The following is an 18,934-nucleotide window of genomic DNA, read 5'->3' on the forward strand; positions in this document are numbered from 1 at the left end:
GGCTTATTCACAGCGGGCGGGATCAGTCGAACTGGTCCCCCAGCGCCATCACCATCACGCCGGCGATCAGCAGCCACAGGGCCCGCCGGGTGCGTCCGCGAGCGCCCAGGAGGGCGGCGCCCGCGCAGACGGCCGCGCCGCCGGCGTACGCCGCCGGGACGAGTGCCGGTGCGGAGCGGGTGAGGCGGAGCAGTGCCGCGGACAGCCCTGCCAGGGTCAGCGCGGCGCCCGTACCCGCCGCCGTCCAGCGGGCCCGCCGCGCGCCCTCCGCCGGATCGTCGTCGTCCGGCTCGTCGTCCAGTTCCTCGTCGGTGGCTGCCTCCGGGTCCGTTATCTCAGGATCGGTGTCGGAATCAGCGCGTCCACTCATGGCCGAGACGGTAGCGCGTCGGGCGGGGAAACCGGATGCGGGGCCGACGGGCCGGCTGCTAGCGTCCGCGGGTCCGAGGAACGCCCGCGGCACCTCGCCGCCCGGCCGAAGCAGGTGCATTGTTTGACGGTCCGACCGAGCTCCGACGCATCCCCCTTCTTCCTCAAGGACTCAAGGAGCCCGTTCACCGATGCCGGACATCACTTCCCGGACCTCGAACGACCCCCTCACTGACCGCGTCAGCCACCCCCGCTACCCGCGCAGCAACCGCTACGACGCCCGCTGGACCGTCGAGAACCAGATGGGCCCGCACGCGCTGTGGCTGCTGGAGTGGCTGGCCCCGGCGCTGGGCCTGGAGCAGTTGCGCCCCGGCTCGCGCGTGCTCGACCTGGGCTGCGGCCGCGCCATGACATCCGTCTTCCTCGCGAAGGAGTACGACGTCCAGGTCGTCGCCGCCGACCTGTGGATCAAGCCCGACGAGAACGCCGCGCGGATCGCCGAGGCAGGCGTGGCCGATCGCGTCCTGCCCATGTTCGCCGAGGCGCACGACCTGCCGTTCGGCGAGGGCAGCTTCGACGCGATCGTCTCCGTCGACGCCTACCAGTACTTCGGCACCAACGACCTGTATCTGCCCACCCTGACCCGGCTGCTGAAGCCCGGCGGGCGGATCGGCATCGTCGTACCGGCGCTGCGCGAGGAGATCGACGGCGTCGAGCCGCCGGAGCACCTGAAGGAGTACTGGCAGAAGGACCCGGGCTTCTGGGCGTTCCACTCCCCCGCCTGGTGGCGGCGGCAGTGGACGCGCACCGAGGCCGTGGAGGTCGAGACGGCCGAGTGGCTGGAGGACGGCTGGCGCGACTGGCTCCTGTGGAGCGAGGTGTGCGCCGAGGAGAGCCCGAGCGAGTTCATGGCGGACATGGCTCGCTGGTCGGTGGAGCTGATGCACGCCGACGTGGAGCACGCCCTCGGTTTCGCACGCGTCGTGGGGCGCCGCCTCTGATGTGACACACCTGGGCGGATGCATCGGTCGGTCCCGATGCATCCGCCCAGGGCAGTGCGAAACTCCGGGCTCAGCCCTCGCTGACGCCCAGCTTCTGAAGGATCAGCTCCTTGACGCGGGCCGCGTCGGCCTGGCCCCGGGTCGCCTTCATGACCGCGCCGACCAGCGCACCGGCCGCCGCCACCTTGCCGCCGCGGATCTTGTCCGCGATGGCCGGGTTGCCGGCGATGGCCTCGTCGACGGCTGCGGTGAGCGCGCCCTCGTCGGAGACGACCTTCAGACCGCGCTTGTCGACGACCTCGTCCGGGGTGCCTTCGCCCGCGAGGACGCCTTCGATGACCTGACGGGCCAGCTTGTCGTTCAGGTCACCCTTCGCGACCAGCTCCGTGACCCGGGCGACCTGCTGCGGCGTGATCGCCAGCTCGTCGAGCGCCGTGCCCGACTCGTTGGCGCTGCGGGCCAGCTCGCCCATCCACCACTTGCGGGCGGAGGCGGCGTCGGCCCCGGCCTCGATGGTGGCGACGATGGGCTCCAGCGCACCGGCGTTGAGGATCGCCTGCATGTCGGTGGCCGAGACGCCCCACTCCTCGCGGAGCCGGTTGCGGCGGACCAGCGGCAGCTCGGGCAGCGCGGCCCGCAGCTCCTCGACCCACTCGCGGGACGGGGCCACCGGGACCAGGTCGGGCTCCGGGAAGTACCGGTAGTCCTCGGCCTCCTCCTTCACCCGGCCCGAGGTCGTCGACCCCGTGTCCTCGTGGAAGTGCCGGGTCTCCTGGATGATCGTCCCGCCGCTGCTCAGCACGGCCGCGTGCCGCTGGATCTCGAAGCGGGCCGCGCGCTCCACGGACCGCAGCGAGTTGACGTTCTTCGTCTCCGAACGCGTGCCGAACTTCTCGGTGCCGTTCGGGCGCAGCGACAGGTTCACGTCGCAGCGCATCTGGCCCATCTCCATACGGGCCTCGGAGACGCCGAGCGCCTTGATGACCTCGCGCAGCTCACGGACGTAGGCCTTCGCCACCTCGGGAGCGCGCTCGCCCGCTCCCTCGATCGGCTTGGTGACGATCTCGATGAGCGGGATGCCGGCGCGGTTGTAGTCCAGGAGCGAGTGCGAGGCGCCGTGGATACGGCCCGTCGCACCGCCCACGTGCGTGGACTTGCCGGTGTCCTCCTCCATGTGGGCGCGCTCGATCTCCACGCGGAAGGTCTCGCCGTCCTCCAGCTGCACGTCGAGGTAGCCGTTGAAGGCGATCGGCTCGTCGTACTGGGAGGTCTGGAAGTTCTTCGGCATGTCCGGATAGAAGTAGTTCTTCCGGGCGAAGCGGCACCATTCGGCGATCTCGCAGTTCAGCGCGAGGCCGATCTTGATCGCGGACTCGACGCCGGTCGCGTTGACGACCGGGAGCGCGCCGGGCAGGCCGAGGCACACGGGACAGGTCTGCGCGTTGGCGTCCTGGCCGAGGGCGGTCGAGCAACCGCAGAACATCTTGGTCTTGGTGCCGAGTTCGACATGGACCTCGAGGCCCATGACGGGGTCGTACGACGCGAGTGCTTCCTCGTACGACACCAGGTCGGTCGTGGTGGTCACGGTGAAACTTCCCTCTCAGCCCAGCAGGACGTCGTCGTCGCCCAGCCGCTTCAGCTCGCGGTACAGGATCGCGAGGCCGGTGACGATGGCGACGGCGGACACGGTGGCGTCGATCAGGACCAGGGTGTCCTTGTCGGCGCGGGCCTTCTTCAGCCGCTTGGCGACGCCGATCGCGCCGAACGCGGTCCCGGCCATGGACAGGTACGTGCCGGACCTGGACTTCTTGAAGCCCTTGGCCTTGGTCAGTGCACTCACAGCGACGGAGCCTCCTCGATCAGCGGGTGGCCCCACTTTTCCACGAAGGCGGCCTCGACGGCGGCGCCGACCTTGTAAAGACGGTCGTCCTTCATGACCGGGGCGATGATCTGCAGTCCGACCGGGAGGTTGTCCTCCGGGGCGAGACCGCACGGCAGCGACATGGCCGCGTTGCCCGCCAGGTTGGTCGGGATGGTGCACAGGTCGGCGAGGTACATCGCCATCGGGTCGTCGGCGCGCTCGCCGATCGGGAAGGCGGTCGTCGGGGTCGTCGGGGAGACGATCACGTCGACCTGCTCGAACGCCTTGTCGAAGTCCTGCTTGATGAGCGTGCGGACCTTCTGGGCGCTGCCGTAGTACGCGTCGTAGTAGCCGCTCGACAGGGCGTACGTGCCGAGCATGATGCGGCGCTTGACCTCGGGGCCGAAGCCGGCCTCGCGGGTCAGGGAGGTGACCTCCTCGGCCGAGTGCGTGCCGTCGTCGCCGGTCCTCAGGCCGTAGCGCAGGCCGTCGAAGCGGGCGAGGTTGGAGGAGCACTCGGACGGCGCGATCAGGTAGTACGCCGACAGCGCCAGGTCGAAGGACGGGCAGTCCAGCTCGACGATCTCGGCGCCCAGTTCCTTCAGCAGCGCGACGGACTCGTCGAACCGCTGGATGACACCGGCCTGGTAGCCCTCGCCGCGGAACTGCTTGACCACGCCGACACGCATGCCCTCGACGCTGCCGTTGCGGGCGGCCTCGACGACCGGCGGGACCGGGGCGTCGATCGAGGTGGAGTCCATCGGGTCGTGGCCGGCGATCACCTCGTGCAGCAGGGCCGCGTCCAGGACCGTGCGGGCGCAGGGGCCGCCCTGGTCGAGGGAGGAGGAGAAGGCGACCATGCCGTACCGCGACACCCCGCCGTACGTCGGCTTCACGCCGACCGTGCCGGTGACGGCGGCGGGCTGGCGGATGGAGCCGCCGGTGTCGGTGCCGATGGCGAGGGGCGCCTGGTAGGAGGCGAGCGCTGCGGACGAGCCGCCGCCGGAGCCGCCGGGGATCTTGGTCAGGTCCCAGGGGTTGCCGGTCGGCCCGTAGGCGCTGTTCTCGGTGGAGGAGCCCATGGCGAACTCGTCCATGTTGGTCTTGCCGAGGATGACCACGTCAGCGGCCTTGAGCCGCTTCGTGACGGTCGCGTCGTACGGCGGGATCCAGCCTTCGAGGATCTTCGAACCGACGGTGGTCGGGATCCCCTCGGTGGTGAAGATGTCCTTGAGCGCCAGGGGAACGCCGGCCAGCGGACCGAGCTTCTCCCCCTTGGCACGCTTCTCGTCGACCGCACGGGCCTGCGCGAGCGCGCCCTCGCGGTCGACGTGCAGGAAGGCGTGCACCTTCTCGTCGACGGCCTCGATCCGGGCGAGGTGGGCCTCGGTGACCTCGACGGCCGTGAGCTCGCCGGAGGCGATCTTGGCGGCGGTCTCGGCGGCCGTGAGCTTGATGATGGGGCTGTCCGTCATGGCGGTTTACTCCTCCCCCAGGATCTGCGGCACCTTGAAACGCTGCTGCTCCTGGGCCGGGGCTCCGGAGAGCGCCTGCTCGGGGGTGAGCGAGGGACGGACCTCGTCCGGACGCATGACGTTCGTCAGCGGGAGCGGGTGCGAGGTCGGCGGTACGTCTTGGTCGGCGACCTCGCTGACGCGGGCCACCGCGCCGATGATGTCGTCCAGCTGTCCCGCGAAGTGGTCGAGCTCTTCGGGCTTCAGCTCCAGACGCGCCAGCCGGGCGAGGTGGGCGACCTCCTCGCGCGTGATGCCAGGCATGCAGCGATCCTCTGGGGTGAGTGTCGTGTGGTTCGGGCCTAGGGCCTGGCGTCACCTTCCCGTCGTCCGCCCGGAGGGCAGGCGGGAATGTGGCGCCAGGCCCTAATCCTATGGGGCGGGCAGGTGTGACCGTGAAACGGTTTGCCCGGCCCCGGCGGCCCGGCCCCGCCGGAGTCGTTCAGGACCGGCGACCGAACCGGGTCCGGCCGGGCGCTCAGGCGATGCGGCCCGAGTCGTCCGCCGTGGCCGCCGGGAGGGCGGCCCGGGGGCGCTGCCAGCCGCGGGAGCCGCGGGCGCGGAGCCAGGCCGTGGTCTCCTCGGGGGGCATCGCGGCGGCGACCAGCCAGCCCTGGACGGCATCGCAGCCGAGGTCGCGCAGGCGCTCCCAGGTCTCGTCGTCCTCGACGCCCTCGGCGACGACGAGCAGGCCGAGGGAGTGCGCGAGGTCGACCGTGCAGCGCACGATCTCCGCGTCCTCGGTGTCGACGGCGAGCCGGGCGACGAACGAGCGGTCGATCTTCAGCTCGCTGACCGGGAGCTTGCGCAGGTGCACCAGCGAGGAATAGCCCGTGCCGAAGTCGTCCAGGGACATCTTCACGCCGTGGCCGGTCAGCCCGTTGAGGGTGTCGGCGGCGCGCTGCGGGTCCTCCAGGAGGACGTGTTCCGTTATCTCCAGTTGGAGCGCTCCCGCCGGGACGCCGTGCCGGGCCAGCCGGGCGGCGACCGAGCCGGCGAAGCCGGGGGTGTGCACGTCACGCGGGGAGACGTTGACCGCGACCGGGACGAACAGTCCCTGTGCCCGCCACCGCGCGACCTGGCCGAGCGCGGTCTCCAGGACGTACTCGGTGAGGTGGGGCATCAGGCCGGAGGACTCGGCGATCGCTATGAACTCGTCCGGCGGCACCTTGCCCCGCTCGGGGTGCACCCAGCGGACCAGGGCCTCCAGGCCCGCGACCTGTCCGTCGAAGCGGACCTTGGGCTGGTAGTGCAGCTCGACCTCGTGGGCGTCCAGCGCCCTGCGGAGGTCTCCCAGCAGACCGAGCCGGTCCGGGGTGTTCGAGTCGCGCTTGGACTCGTAGACCTCCACGCCCGTACGGTCCCGCTTCGCCTGGTACATCGCCACGTCCGCCCGCCGCAGCAGCCCCTCGGCGTCCAGCGCGTGGTCGGGGAAGACGGCGACCCCGGCGCTGGCCTCCAGGACGAGGGTGAGGCCGTCGAGGTCGAGGGGTGAGCTGAGCGCGGCGACCAGGTTGCGGGCGACCCGGGTCGCGGACGTCGTGGAGTCGGCGACCGGCAGTAAGACGGCGAACTCGTCCCCGCCGAGCCGCGCGGCCTCCGCCCCGCGCGGCAGCGCCACCCGCAGCCGGTCGGCGATCTGGAGGAGCAGCCGGTCACCGGCCAGATGACCGAGCGTGTCGTTGACGGACCGGAAACGGTCGAGGTCGATCAGCATGAGGGCGGCGCGCGCGTCGATCCGCTCGGCGTCGTCGAGTGCGGTCCAGATGCGCTCCAGCAGCCACTGCCGGTTGGGCAGCCCGGTCAGCGGGTCGCGCAGCTGCTCCTCGGCGCGGGCCCGGGCTATCCAGAGGGTGGAGTCCAGGGCGATGAGGGGGATGGAGAACAGCGGCAGCAGGATCGGCTTGGCCATGGCCACCACGCAGACCAGCGGCGCGATCCCCAGCAGCGCGATGGCGACCAGGCCCTGTCTGACCAGGGCCGTGCGGGCGACGGTGGGCAGGCCGGGGCGCGGGGCGTGCAGGTACCAGAGCAGGACGCGGGTGACCGCCAGGTAGGAGACGGCGACCAGGACGACCTCGGGCGCCGTGTAGAGCGTCCAGCTGTCCGGATCGGAGGGGGACTCGACGGACGGTACGGACCCGAAGAGGCCCAGCACCAGTGCGCCGGCGCCGATGCCGAGGAGGTCGACCGCCCCGTGCAGGATGCCCTGGCGCCAGCGGTTGCGGCGGGCCACGCCGACCAGCACGACGACCGTGAGGCTGACCATGCCGGCCGGCAGCCAGCCGTACAGCAGCAGCACGGCGAGCGTGAGGGCGGCGCCCGAGCCGGTGCCGCCCCACCAGCGGGAGCGGCCCAGCATGACGAGGTGGCCGACGATGATGCCGGTCAGCACGGCCAGCGCCCAGCCGGCCGTGCCGGACGGGAAGAGCGCGTGGCCGCCGGTGAAGGCGCGGTAGAAGCCGGCGCCCAGGACGAACCCGGCCGCCGCGACGACCGCCGCGGGCAGCGCGGGCCAGGACAGGTGCCGTTCGGGGTCCGCGTCCGCGCCGGTCAGTCCGGAGGTGTGCTCGGTGACCGGCTGTGCGGCACCGCGGCCGTCCGCCGCGGCGCGCCCCCCGGGGGTGCGCCCGTCCGCGGTGTACTGTCCGACGGCGCGCACTTGTGCGCCCGGACGCCCCGCCGGCCGGCCCGTCCCACGGACTGCACGCCAGACGACCGCCATGCGGCGCAGGCGCAGCCGTGAGCCCGGCACGGCGCTCTCGGTCGGTTCCATTCCCGTCCCTCTCACAGCCGGCGGTGCCCACGCCCCGCGGCCCGGTGCCCGACAATCCCTGGGCGGCCCGCGTTGGAAAAAACTTCCTCGTGCTCCGCGAGCACGAAGATGCCCCGACCGCAGCTGGGCACGGCAGGCGCACATCTCAACAGTAGGCCGCAGAAGGCTTCCACGGGCAGCGGTCGCCGACGGTTGCCCGAATGCGCCCCGGCCACCCGTATGCATCTGGTATGCGCCGATCGGGTGGCCTTCAACCGCTACTCCTCGGCCGAAAGAGCGACTTCGGCCGCCGCGTCCGGTCCTTGTTCCAGCAGGACCCCGAAACCCTCCTCGTTCAGGACCGGGACCTTCAGCTGCATCGCCTTGTCGTATTTCGATCCAGGACTGTCACCCACAACGACGAATGACGTCTTCTTCGAAACCGAGCCGGTCACCTTCGCTCCGCGGCTCTGCAGCGCCTCCTTGGCGCCGTCCCGCGTGAAGTGTTCGAGGGTGCCCGTGACGACGACCGTGAGCCCTTCGAGCGGGCGCGGTCCCTGGTCCTCGCCGGTGCTCTCCTCCTCCATGCGGACGCCGGCGGCCTTCCACTTTCGGATGATCTCGCGGTGCCAGTCCTCGGCGAACCACTGCTTGAGGGAGGCGGCGATGGTCGGGCCGACGCCCTCGGTGACCGCCAGCTCCTCCTCCGTGGCCTGGTCGATGCGCTCGATCGAGCGGAACTCGCGGGCCAGTGCCTCGGCGGCGACCGGTCCGACGTGACGGATCGACAGGCTGGTGATGATCCGGGCGAGGGGACGCTGCTTGGCCGCCGCGATGTTCTCCAGCATGGCGAGCGCGTTCTTGCGGGGCTTGCCCTCCTGGTTGGCGAAGATCGTGGCGACCTTCTCCTCGCCGGTCTTCGGGTCGCGCTTGGGCAGGCCGCTGTCCGGGTCGAGGACGTACGCCTTGATGGGCAGCAGCTGGTCGACGGAGAGGTCGAACAGGTCGCCCTCGTCCACCAGCGGCGGGTCCTCGGGCTCCAGCGGCTTGGTGAGGGCGGCGGCGGCGACGTAGCCGAAGTGCTCGATGTCCAGCGCCTTGCGGCCCGCGAGGTAGAACAGGCGCTCGCGCAACTGGGCCGGGCAGGTGCGGGCGTTCGGGCAGCGCAGGTCGACGTCGCCCTCCTTCATCGGCCTGAGCGCCGTACCGCACTCGGGGCACTCGCTCGGCATCACGAACTCACGCTCGCTGCCGTCGCGCAGGTCGGCGACCGGTCCGAGGATCTCCGGGATGACGTCACCGGCCTTGCGCAGCACCACCGTGTCACCGATGAGGACACCCTTGGCCTTGACCACGTCCTGGTTGTGCAGCGTGGCGAACTCGACCTCGGAGCCCGCGACCGTGACCGGCTCGACCTGGGCGTACGGCGTGACCCGGCCCGTGCGGCCCACGCCGACGCGGATGTTGACGAGCTTGGTGTTGACCTCCTCCGGCGCGTACTTGTACGCGATCGCCCAGCGGGGGGCGCGCGAGGTGGAACCGAGGCGGCCCTGGAGCGGGATCTCGTCGAGCTTGACGACCACGCCGTCGATCTCGTGCTCCACGGAGTGGCGGTTCTCGCCGAAGTACGCGATGAACTCCCGTACGCCGTCGAGGCCGTCGACCACCTTGTTGTGCCGGGAGGTGGGCAGGCCCCAGGTCTTGAGCAGGTCGTAGGCCTGGGAGAGGCGGGTCAGGCCGGTGAAGCCCTCCAGGGCGCCGATGCCGTGGACCACCATGTGCAGGGGTCGGGTGGCGGTGACGCGGGGGTCCTTCTGGCGCAGGGAACCGGCCGCCGCGTTGCGCGGGTTGGCGAAGGGCTTGTCACCTGCCTCGACCAGACGGGCGTTGAGCTCCTGGAACTTCTCCATCGGGAAGTAGACCTCGCCGCGGATCTCCACGAGGTCGGGGACGGAGTCGCCCTTGAGGCGCTCCGGGATCTCCGCGATCGTCCGGACGTTCGGTGTGATGTCCTCGCCGGTGCGGCCGTCGCCGCGGGTCGCCGCGCGGGTGAGACGGCCGTGCTCGTAGGTGAGGTTCACGGCGAGGCCGTCGACCTTCAGCTCGCACAGGAAGTGGTAGTCCTGCTCGCCCAGTTCCCTCGCGATGCGTTCCGACCAGGCGGCCATCTCCTCGTCGTTGAACGTGTTGTCGAGGGAGAGCATGCGCTGGCGGTGCTCGACGGCCGTGAACTCCGTCTCGTAGGACCCGGCGACCTTCTGCGTCGGCGAGTCCGGGGTGCGCAGCTCCGGGAACTCCTCCTCCAGGGCCTCCAGGAAACGCAGCAGCTCGTCGAACTCCGCGTCGCTGACGACGGGAGCGTCCTTCACGTAGTAGCGGAAGCGGTGCTCCTCGATCTGCTCCGCGAGGCGCGCGTGCTTCTCCCGTGCCTCGGCGGGCACCGTCGTCGTCTCCGCTTGCTTGTCGCCGGCCACCGTGTCGTCCTCCCGTTACTCTGGGTTGTCCGCGAGGGATCTCGCCGCCCGGGCGCAGTGCGCGAGAGCCGTGCGCGCGTACCCCGGGGAGGCCCCCGCGAGTCCGCACGCCGGAGTGACCGTGACCGCCTCCGCGAGAAGCCCCGGTGACAGCCCCAGCCTGCGCCACAGCGTCCTGACACCCATGACGCTACCGGCAGGGTCTGACAATGGGCCCTCCGCGGACGGGACGACACCGGTGAAGAGCCGGGTACCGCCCTCCACCGCCTCCCCGATCACGTCCTCGTCACGCTCGGTGAGCAGGGAGAAGTCGAAGGAGACGGCCGCGGCGCCCGCCCGGCGAAGCAGGGCGAACGGGACGTCGGGGGCGCAAGAGTGGACGACGACCGGCCCGTCGGTGTGCACCCCGACCAGGTCGCGCAGCGTCTGCTCGACGGTCTGCCGGTCGGCGGCCCGGTGGGTGCGGTAGCCGCTGGCGGTCTTCACCTGGCCGCGCAGGACGGCGGTGAGGGACGGCTCGTCGAGCTGGAGGACGAGCTGCGCGCCGGGGATCCGCCGCTGCACCTCGGCGAGGTGCTGCCGGATGCCTTCGGCGAGGGAGGCGGCGAGGTCGCGGCAGGCGCCGGGGTCGGAGAGGGCGGCCTCGCCGTTGCGCAGCTCCAGATGGGCAGCGAGCGTCCAGGGCCCCACGACCTGTACCTTCAGCGGCCCCGCGTACCCCTGCGTGAATTCCTCCAGCGCGTCGAGGTCCTCGCCGAGCCAGGAGCGGGCCCGTTTGGTGTCCCGCCCCGGGCGGTCGCCGAGCCGCCAGCCGCTGGGCTCCACGCGCGCGTACAGCTCGACGAGCAGGCCGGCGGTCCGCCCGATCATGTCCGCGCCGGGTCCGCGGGCGGGCAGTTCGGGCAGGAAGGGGAAGTCCTCGAAGGTTCCGGTGACCGTTTTGACGGCTTCCCGGGCGTCGCCCCCGGGCATGGAGCCGACACCGGTGGCGGCACCGAACCTGAACTGGCTGTTTTCGCTCACCGCAGCAGCCTACGCAGCGGCCCGGCCGGTCAGTTCCCCGGTCGGACCGTCAGGTCGTTGACCTCGGCGTCCCTCGGCAGGTCCAGGGCCATCAGGATCGTCGTCGCGACCGACTCGGGGTCGATCCACTTCGACGCGTCGTACTCCTTGCCCTCCTGCTGGTGGACCTTGGCCTGCATGGGGCTGGCCGTGCGGCCGGGGTAGACCGAGGTGACGCGGACGCCGCCCGCGTGCTCCTCGTGGCGCAGGGAGTCGGCGAGGGCCTTCAGACCGTGCTTGGAGGCGGCGTACGCGGACCAGCCGGCGTGGGCGTTGAGGCCGGCGCCGGAGTTGACGAAGACCACGTGGCCCCGGGCGGCGCGCAGCTGGGGCAGGAAGTGGCGGGTCAGCTCGGCCGGGGCGACGAGGTTGACGTTGAGCTGGTGGCGCCAGGTCTTCGGGGTGAGCTCGCCGACCGGGCCGAGGTCGACGACCCCCGCGATGTGCAGCAGCGAGTCCACGCGGTCGGGCAGCGACTGGTGGGAGAAGGCCCAGGAGAGCCTGTCCGGGTCGGCGAGGTCACCGACCAGGGTCCTCGCCCCGGGGAACTCGGCCGCCAGCTCCTTCGCGCGGCCCGCGTCGCGCGCGTGCAGCACGAGGTCGTCCCCGCGCGCGTGCAGACGGCGGGCCACGGCCGCGCCGATGCCGGAACCGGCTCCGGTGATCACATGAGTAGCCATGCCCGCCATGCTCGCATCAGGCGGGGGTCACGCAGGGCAGCGGCCCGGGTTCACGCCACGCCCCGGCTCTCCTCCAGGTACGCCAGCGCGCCCACCGGCTCCTCCGCGAAGAACACCAGGTCGGTGAGCGGGCGGGGCAGGAAGCCCTCGTCCTCCATGCGGCGGAACTGCTCCTTCAGGCCGTCGTAGAAGCCCGCGGTGTTGAGCAGGACCACGGGCTTGTCCGTGTGGCCGTGCTTCTTCAGTTCCAGGATCTCCGTCGCCTCGTCGAGCGTGCCGGTGCCGCCAACCATGATCACCACGGCGTCGGCCTTCTCCAGGAGCAGCTTCTTGCGCTCGGCGAGATCGCGGGCGACGACCATCTCGTCGACGCCCGGGCGGGCCTTGGCGGAGAGGAACTGCACGGAGACGCCGACGAGCCGGCCGCCCGCCTCCTGCACGCCGTCGGCGACCACCTTCATGAGGCCGACGTCGGAGCCGCCCCACACGAGGGTGTGGCCGCCCTTGCCCAGCAGTTTGGCGAACTCCCGCGCGGGAGTGGTGTAGCGCTCGTCGAGGTCGGCGGCGGAGAGGAAGACACAGATGTTCATGAGCCCACCGTACGGGCCCGGTCCGCCGTCGCGGTGATCCGCATTTTGGACTGCCGGTGCGGGAGTTGTTCCCAGTCGTCCATGAACCGGGCGTCCAGGCCGTACCGGGCGGCGAGTGCCGTCAGCGTCGCCGTCCGGTAGTAGAAGTCCTCGTGCAGCACCTGGTGCTCCTCGCCCTCGGTGCGGTCGAACGTGAAGTCGAAGAACCCGCCGGGCGCGAGGATCCGGCCGACGTGGGCGAAGCACTCCTCGATGACGTGCAGGGGCGAGTGCGAGAAGACGCTGTGCGCGTGGACGATGTCGAAGTGCGCGTCGGGCAGGAAGGCGAAGGTGAGGTCGTCGGCGAGCGCCAGGTAGGGCAGTTTGGACTGGAGGCCCTCGGCCACGAGGGTGTCCTGGGCGGCGAGCAGGATGTGCGGCGAGATGTCGATGCCGTAGTAGTGCCCGGTGTCGAGGTGGTCGATGAAGAGGCGCCCGGCCCGCAGGTTGCCGCAGCCGATCTCCAGCATGCGGTGGTGCGGCTGGAGGCCGTGTCCCACCAGGTAGTCGAACTGGAGGCGCCCGATCCGCGTCCACGCCTCGCGCGAGGGGTTGTGCCCCACCGCCGCCTCCGCGCTGCGCGCCGCGTCGGAGGCCATGACGGCGCGGTAGTACGCGATGTGGTCGCGGTACCGCAGCCGCAGCCAGGTGTCCCGCACCGCGCGCCGGGCGTGCGCGGGCACGCGCTCCGGGTGGCGCAGGGCGTACCGGATCTGGTGGACCAGGGCGCTGCGGTTTCGGGCCCGTTCCGTGGCTCGCATGGGTGGCCTCCTGCGGCTGGGGAAGAACTCCGCTTCAGCGTGCGCTGTATCCGGGGAGTCGGCTACCCAAGGAGGGCGATCGTGACCACCGGGCATCGCATCACCGTCGAGAAGAGTGACCGTCCCGTGCGCGTGGCGCACGCCGGGCAGGTCCTGGCCGAGAGCGACCGGCCCCTGGTCCTGCGCGAGACGGGCTGTCCCGACCGCTACTACATCCCGGCCGAGGACGTCCGCCTCGACCTGCTGACCCCGTCCGGCACGCGCACGTACTGCCCGTTCAAGGGCACCGCGTCCTATTGGTCCCTGCCGGACGCCGCGGACCTCGTCTGGGCGTATCCGGAGCCCAAGGCGGACGTCGCGGAGATCAAGGACCACCTGTGCTTCTACGAAGTGGAAGTGTTGTGATCGGCTGACGCACGGCCCGCCTCACCGATGAACACCGTGCCGTGCGGCAGTCTGCACTGACATGGACAAGAGGATCCTTTCGCGCGACGGCACCCGCATCGCCTACGAGAGCACCGGCCGGGGACCCGCCGTCGTCCTGGTGAGCGGTGCGATGTCGACGGGCGGCACCCTGGCGCCGCTCGCCGTGTCGCTCTCGGAGCGTTTCCAGGCCGTCGTGTACGACCGCCGGGGCCGCGGTGCCAGCGGGGACACGGCGCCGTACGCCGTGGAGCGCGAGGTCGAGGACCTGGCGGCGGTGATCGAGGCGGTGGGCGGCGAGGCGTTCCTGTACGGCATCTCGTCGGGCGGGGCGCTGGTGCTGGAGGCGGCGGCGAGCGGTCTGCCGGTGCGGCGGGTCGCGGTGTACGAGACGCCGTTCGCGATGTCGGAGGAGGGCGCCGAGGAACGCGCGGAGTACACCCGGCGGCTGACTCAGGCGCTCGGCGAGGGGCGGCGCGGGGACGCGGTCGAGCTGTTCCTGCGGCTGACCGGTCTGGCCGAGAGCGTGATCCAGAACGCGCGCCAGTCCCCCATGTGGGCGGGCATGGAGGCGCTCGCCCCGAGTCTCGCCCACGACGACGCCGTCATGCGCGACGGGCGGGTCCCCCGGGACCGGCTGGCGTCGGTCGGCGTTCCCGTCCTGGCCGTCGCGGGCGACGCGAGCCCCGGCTGGCTGCGCGAGGCGGCCCGGGCGATCGCGGACTCCGTCCCCGACGGGTCGTACCGCACGCTCCAGGGCCAGACGCACATGGTGGAGCCGAATGTGATGGCGCCGGTGCTGGTGGAGTTCTTCTCGCGGGGGTGAGAGGGACGAAGGGCACGCGCGCGTGGAGCATGCCCCCGCCCCCGAAGGTCCGCAGCGTCAGGCCACGCCCGCCGTCGCCCGCCTGGTCGACGCGATCGTCGCCGAGCCCACCACGCGTGTGCCGTCGTACAGGACGATCGCCTGGCCGGGGGCGACGCCGCGGACCGGCTCGGCGAAGGACACCTCCAGGTGCCCGTCGACCAGCTCGGCGGTGACCTCGGTCTCGCCGCCGTGGGCGCGGAGCTGGGCCGTGTAGGTGCCCGGGCCGGCGGGGGCGACGCCGCACCAGCGCGGCTTGATCGCGGTCAAGGCGCTGACGTCCAGTGCGTCGGCCGGGCCGACCGTGACCGTGTTCGTGACCGGGGAGATGTCGAGGACGTAGCGGGGCTTGCCGTCGGGGGCCGGGGTGCCGATGCGCAGGCCCTTGCGCTGGCCGATGGTGAAGCCGTACGCGCCCTCGTGCGTGCCGAGCCGGTTGCCGGACTCGTCGACGATGTCGCCCTCGGAGCGGCCGAGCCGGTTCGCGAGGAAGCCCTGGGTGTCGCCGTCGGCGATGAAGCAGATGTCGTGCGAGTCGGGCTTCTTGGCCACCGCCAGGCCCCTGCGCTCGGCCTCGGCGCGGATCTCGTCCTTGGTGGTGACCGTGTCGCCGAGCGGGAACATCGCGTGGGCGAGCTGCTTGTCGTCCAGGACGCCGAGGACGTAGCTCTGGTCCTTGGCCATGTCGGAGGCGCGGTGCAGCTCGCGGGTGCCGTCCTCGTGGACGATCACCTTGGCGTAGTGGCCCGTGCAGACCGCGTCGAAGCCCAGCGCGAGCGCCTTGTCCAGCAGCGCCGCGAACTTGATCTTCTCGTTGCAGCGCAGGCAGGGGTTGGGGGTGCGGCCGGCCTCGTACTCGGCGACGAAGTCCTCGACGACGTCCTCACGGAAGCGGTCGGCGAGGTCCCACACGTAGAAGGGGATGCCGATGACGTCCGCGGCGCGGCGGGCGTCGCGCGAGTCCTCGATGGTGCAGCAGCCCCGCGCGCCCGTGCGGAAGGACTGGGGGTTGGCGGAGAGCGCGAGGTGGACGCCGGTCACGTCGTGGCCCGCCTCGGCCGCGCGGGCGGCGGCGACGGCGGAATCGACTCCGCCGGACATGGCGGCCAGGACGCGGAGGGGACGGGAGCGCTGCGGGGTGTGAGTCATAACGCTTCCAGGGTAAGGGGGCGCGGGAACCAGGGCCGCCGGGTATCCGTTGGCGATCACATGGGGGCGAGACGAGCATCCAAGGACACGGACCGGCGCATCGGGCGGCGGGCCCTGATCGTCGGCGGGGTGGCGGCCGCCGCGGGTTCCGCGGTGCTGGCCCGGGACGAGCTGGGCCGGCTGTGGTGGCGCGTGCCGGGCGTGGAGAAGCCGCGCAAGGAGGGCGAGGTCGACTACGCGGGCGCGCGCTGGGTGGCCGCGTCGGACGCGAACTGGCGCCGTGCGGACCGACCCGACGACTACGGCATAGACATGGTGGTCATCCATGTCACCCAGGGCAGCTTCGACAGCGCGGTGAAGGCGTTCCAGGACCCGGCGCACAGGGCGGCCTCGCACTACATCGTCCGCAAGGACGGGCACATCGCCCAGATGATCCGCGAGCTGGACGTGGCCTACCACGCGGGCAACCGCGACTACAACGAGCGCAGTGTCGGCATCGAGCACGCGGGCTTCGTGGACCGGCCGCAGGACTTCACGGACGAGATGTACGAGGCCTCGGCCCGGCTCACGGCCCGGATCTGCGCGCGGTACGACATCCCCGTCGACCGCGAGCACATCATCGGCCATGTGGAGGTCCCGGGCACGGACCACACGGACCCGGGGCCGCACTGGGACTGGGACAGGTACATGCGGCTGGTGCGTGAGGCGCGTACGTCCCCGGCCTGACCGGTCGAGGAGGCGGAGGCGGCAGAGACGGCGGAGACGGCGGAGACGGCGGGGACTACGTGAGCCCCGCCGCCCGTGCCCGTTCCACCGCCGGTCCGATGGCCTTCGCCAGGGCCTCGACGTCGGCCTCCGTGGAGGTGTGGCCGAGGGAGAAGCGGAGGGTGCCGCGGGCCAGGTCCGGGTCGGTGCCGGTGGCGAGGAGGACGTGGCTGGGCTGGGCGACGCCGGCGGTGCAGGCGGAGCCGGTGGAGCACTCGATGCCCTGGGCGTCGAGCAGGAGCAGCAGGGAGTCGCCCTCGCAGCCGGGGAACGTGAAGTGCGCGTTGGCCGGGAGGCGCCCCTCCGGGTCCGGGTCGCCGCCGAGGATCGCGTCCGGCACGGCCTCACGGACGGCGGCGACGAGGGCGTCCCGCAGGGCGCCGATCTCGCGGGCGAACCACTCGCGCTGCTCGGCGGCCAGCCGCCCGGCGACCGCGAAGGAGGCGATGGCGGGCACGTCGAGCGTGCCGGAGCGGACGTGGCGCTCCTGTCCGCCGCCGTGCAGGACGGGTACGGGGGTGTGTTCACGGCCGAGGATGAGCGCGCCGATGCCGTACGGCCCGCCGATCTTGTGGCCCGACACCGTCATCGCGGCGAGGCCGGAGGCGGCGAAGTCCACGGGGGTCTGACCGAAGGCCTGGACGGCGTCCGAGTGCAGCGGGACACCGAACTCGGCGGCCGCCTCGGCGAGTTCGCGGATCGGCAGGATCGTCCCGATCTCGTTGTTGGCCCACATGACGGTGGCGAGGGCCACGTCGTCGGGGTTGCGGGCGATCGCCTCGCGCAGGGCGTCCGGGTGGACACGGCCGTGGATGTCGACCGGCAGGTACTCGATGGTGGCGCCCTCGTGTTCGCCGAGCCAGTGCACGGCGTCGAGGACCGCGTGGTGCTCGACGGGGCTGGCGAGGACGCGGGTGCGGGCCGGGTCGGCGTCACGGCGTGACCAGTAAAGGCCCTTGACGGCGAGGTTGTCGGCCTCCGTGCCGCCCGAGGTGAAGACGACCTCGCTGGGGCGGGCGCCGAGGGCTTCGGCGAGGGTCTCGCGGGCCTCCTCGACGGTGCGGCGGGCCTGCCGGCCGGATGCGTGGAGGGAGGACGCGTTGCCGGTGGCACCCAGGAGGGCGGTGAGCGCCTCTGCCGCCTCCGGGAGCATCGGGGTGGTCGCGGCGTGGTCGAGGTAAGCCATGGTGAGCCCGATTCTACGGCTCCCCTCCGGCGGTCCTCAGATCAAGGTTGGCCGAACCTGGAAGGAAGTGAACCGCTTTCCCGCGCGGCTGCGGCCCGTCGTCCCCGGGCCGGCCGCGGCTCGTCGGTGAGGGACGGTCCGACGGCGGCTCAGAAGCTCCACGAGATCGTGTTGTCGGCCTGCACGAACGCGGCCAGGACCAGCAGGTCGGCGACGCCGAGACCGAGCCCCAGCAACGCGCGGCCGCGGCGCTGGGTGCCGCGCCACAGGGCGACGCTCGCCAGCACGATGGCGATCGGGCCGAGGAAGACGTTCAGCACGAGGAGGCCGAGCAGGCCCAGGATGAAGGACGCGACGGCCATGCCGTCGGTGTCGCGGATACCGGTGCGGCGCGTGGCCGGAGCGGTGAGCTGCATGGTGATCGACTCCCGGTGTCGGGTCGGTGGTGCGGTGGTCGGTGAGGGACGTGCGGCCGTCAGTGGGCCTGGGTGTGGCGCCGGCGGCCGTGGCGCTCGCGGAGCGCGAAGATGCCGAGCCAGACGGCGATGACGACGCCCGTGGCGACGGAGAAGGTGAGCGGCGCGTGGGCCACGGTGCCCAGGACGAAGCCCAGCAGCAGGAGTGCGGCGACGATGAACAGCACGGGAAACAACCCCCAGGGTTTCGGTGAACGATTGTGGTTACAGTTGTTCACTGACTTCCCAGTCTAGCCCGTCTCACGACTTTCCAATTACAGAGAACAGTTGTTAACTGCATGGTATGAGTCACACCCTCGGCATCCGGCAGGCCCAGAAGCAGAAGACCCGGCAGGCACTCCTGGACGCGGCCCTCGGGCTGCTGGAGGAGCAGAGTCTGAGCAGCCTGGGGCTGCGCGAGGTCACCCGCGCCGTCGGTGTCGCCCCGACCGCCTTCTACCGCCACTTCCGCTCCACGGCGGATCTGGGCGTGGCCCTGGTCGAGGAGGCGCTGGGCAGCCTGCACCCGATGATCCGGACGACGGTGTCCACGACGGGCGACCATGAGGAACGCATCACGCGCACCATCGAGCTGATCGCCCGTCATGTCGACGGGTACCCCGCACATGTCCGGTTCATCGCCCGTGAACGACATGGCGGAGTTCAGCCGGTCCGCGCGGCGATACGGGACCAGCTCGCCCGGTTCGCCCAGGAGGTCAAGGACGAACTGGCCAAGGACCCGGTGTCCGCGGGCTGGAGCGAGGACGACCTGCTGATGCTCGCGCACCTCTACGTCGACCAGATGCTGATCACCGCGTCGCTGTTCCTGGAGGCGCTTGAGGGGCCGGAGCAGGAGCGCGAGGAACGGACCCGGCACGTCGCGCAGGTGGCGACCCGGCAGATGCGGCTGATCGGCCTGGGCCGGCACCACTGGCTGGACTGACCGCGCGACAGGACGCGCCGGGACGAGGGCCGGGGCGGCACA

The 18,934-nt window shown here is 71.6% G+C and carries 20 protein-coding genes; 5 read left to right on the forward strand and 15 right to left on the reverse strand.

The annotated features are described in order from the left end of the window. Window positions 1-22: 22 nt before the first annotated feature. Window positions 23-370: a hypothetical protein gene (locus tag ACH4G3_RS39550; RefSeq protein ID WP_397628990.1), complete on the reverse strand. Its 348-nt coding sequence runs from the start codon at window positions 368-370 to the stop codon at window positions 23-25. Window positions 371-560: 190 nt separating this feature from the next. Between ACH4G3_RS39550 and ACH4G3_RS39555 the strand changes: the two genes are divergently transcribed. Then, on the forward strand, window positions 561-1,370 hold the full coding sequence (locus ACH4G3_RS39555; protein WP_397628991.1) for a methyltransferase domain-containing protein: 810 nt from the start codon (window positions 561-563) through the stop codon (window positions 1,368-1,370). Window positions 1,371-1,440: 70 nt separating this feature from the next. On the opposite strand, the gene gatB is transcribed toward ACH4G3_RS39555, so the two are convergent. The 10 genes from gatB to ACH4G3_RS39605 all read right to left on the reverse strand — a co-directional run bounded on the left by gatB (window position 1,441) and on the right by ACH4G3_RS39605 (window position 13,106). After that, window positions 1,441-2,955 carry an Asp-tRNA(Asn)/Glu-tRNA(Gln) amidotransferase subunit GatB gene (gene gatB / locus ACH4G3_RS39560; RefSeq protein WP_354746472.1) on the reverse strand — a complete coding sequence of 505 codons (1,515 nt, stop codon included), beginning with the start codon at window positions 2,953-2,955 and terminating at the stop codon, window positions 1,441-1,443. A gap of 15 nt (window positions 2,956-2,970) precedes the next feature. After that, window positions 2,971-3,210: a hypothetical protein gene (locus ACH4G3_RS39565; protein WP_020269524.1), complete on the reverse strand. Its 240-nt coding sequence runs from the start codon at window positions 3,208-3,210 to the stop codon at window positions 2,971-2,973. Beyond that, window positions 3,207-4,706 carry an Asp-tRNA(Asn)/Glu-tRNA(Gln) amidotransferase subunit GatA gene (gene gatA / locus ACH4G3_RS39570; protein ID WP_397628992.1) on the reverse strand — a complete coding sequence of 500 codons (1,500 nt, stop codon included), beginning with the start codon at window positions 4,704-4,706 and terminating at the stop codon, window positions 3,207-3,209. The genes ACH4G3_RS39565 and gatA overlap by 4 nt, the downstream gene beginning before the upstream one ends. A 6-nt stretch (window positions 4,707-4,712) precedes the next feature. Beyond that, window positions 4,713-5,009, reverse strand: coding sequence for an Asp-tRNA(Asn)/Glu-tRNA(Gln) amidotransferase subunit GatC (gene gatC / locus ACH4G3_RS39575; RefSeq protein WP_004925108.1), 297 nt, complete (start codon window positions 5,007-5,009; stop codon window positions 4,713-4,715). A gap of 214 nt (window positions 5,010-5,223) precedes the next feature. Further along, on the reverse strand, window positions 5,224-7,521 hold the full coding sequence (locus ACH4G3_RS39580; RefSeq protein WP_397628993.1) for a putative bifunctional diguanylate cyclase/phosphodiesterase: 2,298 nt from the start codon (window positions 7,519-7,521) through the stop codon (window positions 5,224-5,226). 257 nt (window positions 7,522-7,778) lie between these two features. Beyond that, entirely contained in the window at window positions 7,779-9,974 is a 2,196-nt protein-coding gene (gene ligA / locus ACH4G3_RS39585; RefSeq protein WP_397628994.1) for an NAD-dependent DNA ligase LigA, read from the reverse strand. Between the two features lie 15 nt (window positions 9,975-9,989). Then, complete coding sequence (locus ACH4G3_RS39590) at window positions 9,990-10,997, reverse strand: methionine synthase (RefSeq protein WP_397628995.1); 1,008 nt, start codon at window positions 10,995-10,997, stop codon at window positions 9,990-9,992. A 29-nt stretch (window positions 10,998-11,026) separates the two neighbouring features. Further along, the gene (locus ACH4G3_RS39595) at window positions 11,027-11,725 is read right to left on the reverse strand and encodes an SDR family oxidoreductase (RefSeq protein WP_397628996.1); all 699 of its coding nucleotides are present in this window, start codon (window positions 11,723-11,725) and stop codon (window positions 11,027-11,029) included. Between the two features lie 41 nt (window positions 11,726-11,766). Next, a complete protein-coding gene (locus ACH4G3_RS39600; RefSeq protein ID WP_020269531.1) occupies window positions 11,767-12,306 on the reverse strand; it encodes an LOG family protein in 540 nt (179 codons plus the stop codon). Further along, complete coding sequence (locus tag ACH4G3_RS39605; protein ID WP_397628997.1) at window positions 12,303-13,106, reverse strand: class I SAM-dependent methyltransferase; 804 nt, start codon at window positions 13,104-13,106, stop codon at window positions 12,303-12,305. Before ACH4G3_RS39605 ends, ACH4G3_RS39600 begins: the two co-directional genes overlap by 4 nt. 81 nt (window positions 13,107-13,187) lie before the next feature. Between ACH4G3_RS39605 and ACH4G3_RS39610 the strand changes: the two genes are divergently transcribed. Both ACH4G3_RS39610 and ACH4G3_RS39615 read left to right on the forward strand, forming a co-directional pair. Beyond that, complete coding sequence (locus ACH4G3_RS39610; protein ID WP_397628998.1) at window positions 13,188-13,511, forward strand: DUF427 domain-containing protein; 324 nt, start codon at window positions 13,188-13,190, stop codon at window positions 13,509-13,511. Window positions 13,512-13,572: 61 nt separating this feature from the next. Beyond that, window positions 13,573-14,355 carry an alpha/beta fold hydrolase gene (locus ACH4G3_RS39615; protein WP_397628999.1) on the forward strand — a complete coding sequence of 261 codons (783 nt, stop codon included), beginning with the start codon at window positions 13,573-13,575 and terminating at the stop codon, window positions 14,353-14,355. A gap of 57 nt (window positions 14,356-14,412) precedes the next feature. Here the strand turns inward: ACH4G3_RS39615 and mnmA are convergent, their stop codons facing one another. After that, window positions 14,413-15,543 carry a tRNA 2-thiouridine(34) synthase MnmA gene (gene mnmA, locus ACH4G3_RS39620; RefSeq protein WP_397629000.1) on the reverse strand — a complete coding sequence of 377 codons (1,131 nt, stop codon included), beginning with the start codon at window positions 15,541-15,543 and terminating at the stop codon, window positions 14,413-14,415. Window positions 15,544-15,603: 60 nt separating this feature from the next. Here mnmA and ACH4G3_RS39625 point away from each other — a divergent pair, with 60 nt between their 5' ends. Next, window positions 15,604-16,269, forward strand: coding sequence for an N-acetylmuramoyl-L-alanine amidase (locus ACH4G3_RS39625; protein WP_397629001.1), 666 nt, complete (start codon window positions 15,604-15,606; stop codon window positions 16,267-16,269). 55 nt (window positions 16,270-16,324) lie between these two features. Here ACH4G3_RS39625 and ACH4G3_RS39630 read toward each other — a convergent pair whose 3' ends face one another. The 3 genes from ACH4G3_RS39630 to ACH4G3_RS39640 form a co-directional block, all read right to left on the reverse strand. Next, window positions 16,325-17,494, reverse strand: coding sequence for a cysteine desulfurase family protein (locus ACH4G3_RS39630; protein WP_397629002.1), 1,170 nt, complete (start codon window positions 17,492-17,494; stop codon window positions 16,325-16,327). A 149-nt stretch (window positions 17,495-17,643) separates the two neighbouring features. Beyond that, on the reverse strand, window positions 17,644-17,910 hold the full coding sequence (locus ACH4G3_RS39635; RefSeq protein WP_397629003.1) for a DUF4190 domain-containing protein: 267 nt from the start codon (window positions 17,908-17,910) through the stop codon (window positions 17,644-17,646). A 59-nt stretch (window positions 17,911-17,969) separates the two neighbouring features. Further along, on the reverse strand, window positions 17,970-18,137 hold the full coding sequence (locus ACH4G3_RS39640; RefSeq protein ID WP_010041793.1) for a hypothetical protein: 168 nt from the start codon (window positions 18,135-18,137) through the stop codon (window positions 17,970-17,972). Window positions 18,138-18,253: 116 nt separating this feature from the next. Here ACH4G3_RS39640 and ACH4G3_RS39645 point away from each other — a divergent pair, with 116 nt between their 5' ends. Next, window positions 18,254-18,892 carry a TetR family transcriptional regulator gene (locus ACH4G3_RS39645; protein ID WP_397629004.1) on the forward strand — a complete coding sequence of 213 codons (639 nt, stop codon included), beginning with the start codon at window positions 18,254-18,256 and terminating at the stop codon, window positions 18,890-18,892. Window positions 18,893-18,934: the final 42 nt, after the last annotated feature.

It is taken from the genome of Streptomyces afghaniensis (genome assembly GCF_044327915.1).
Taxonomy (GTDB): Bacteria; Actinomycetota; Actinomycetes; order Streptomycetales; family Streptomycetaceae; genus Streptomyces; species Streptomyces afghaniensis.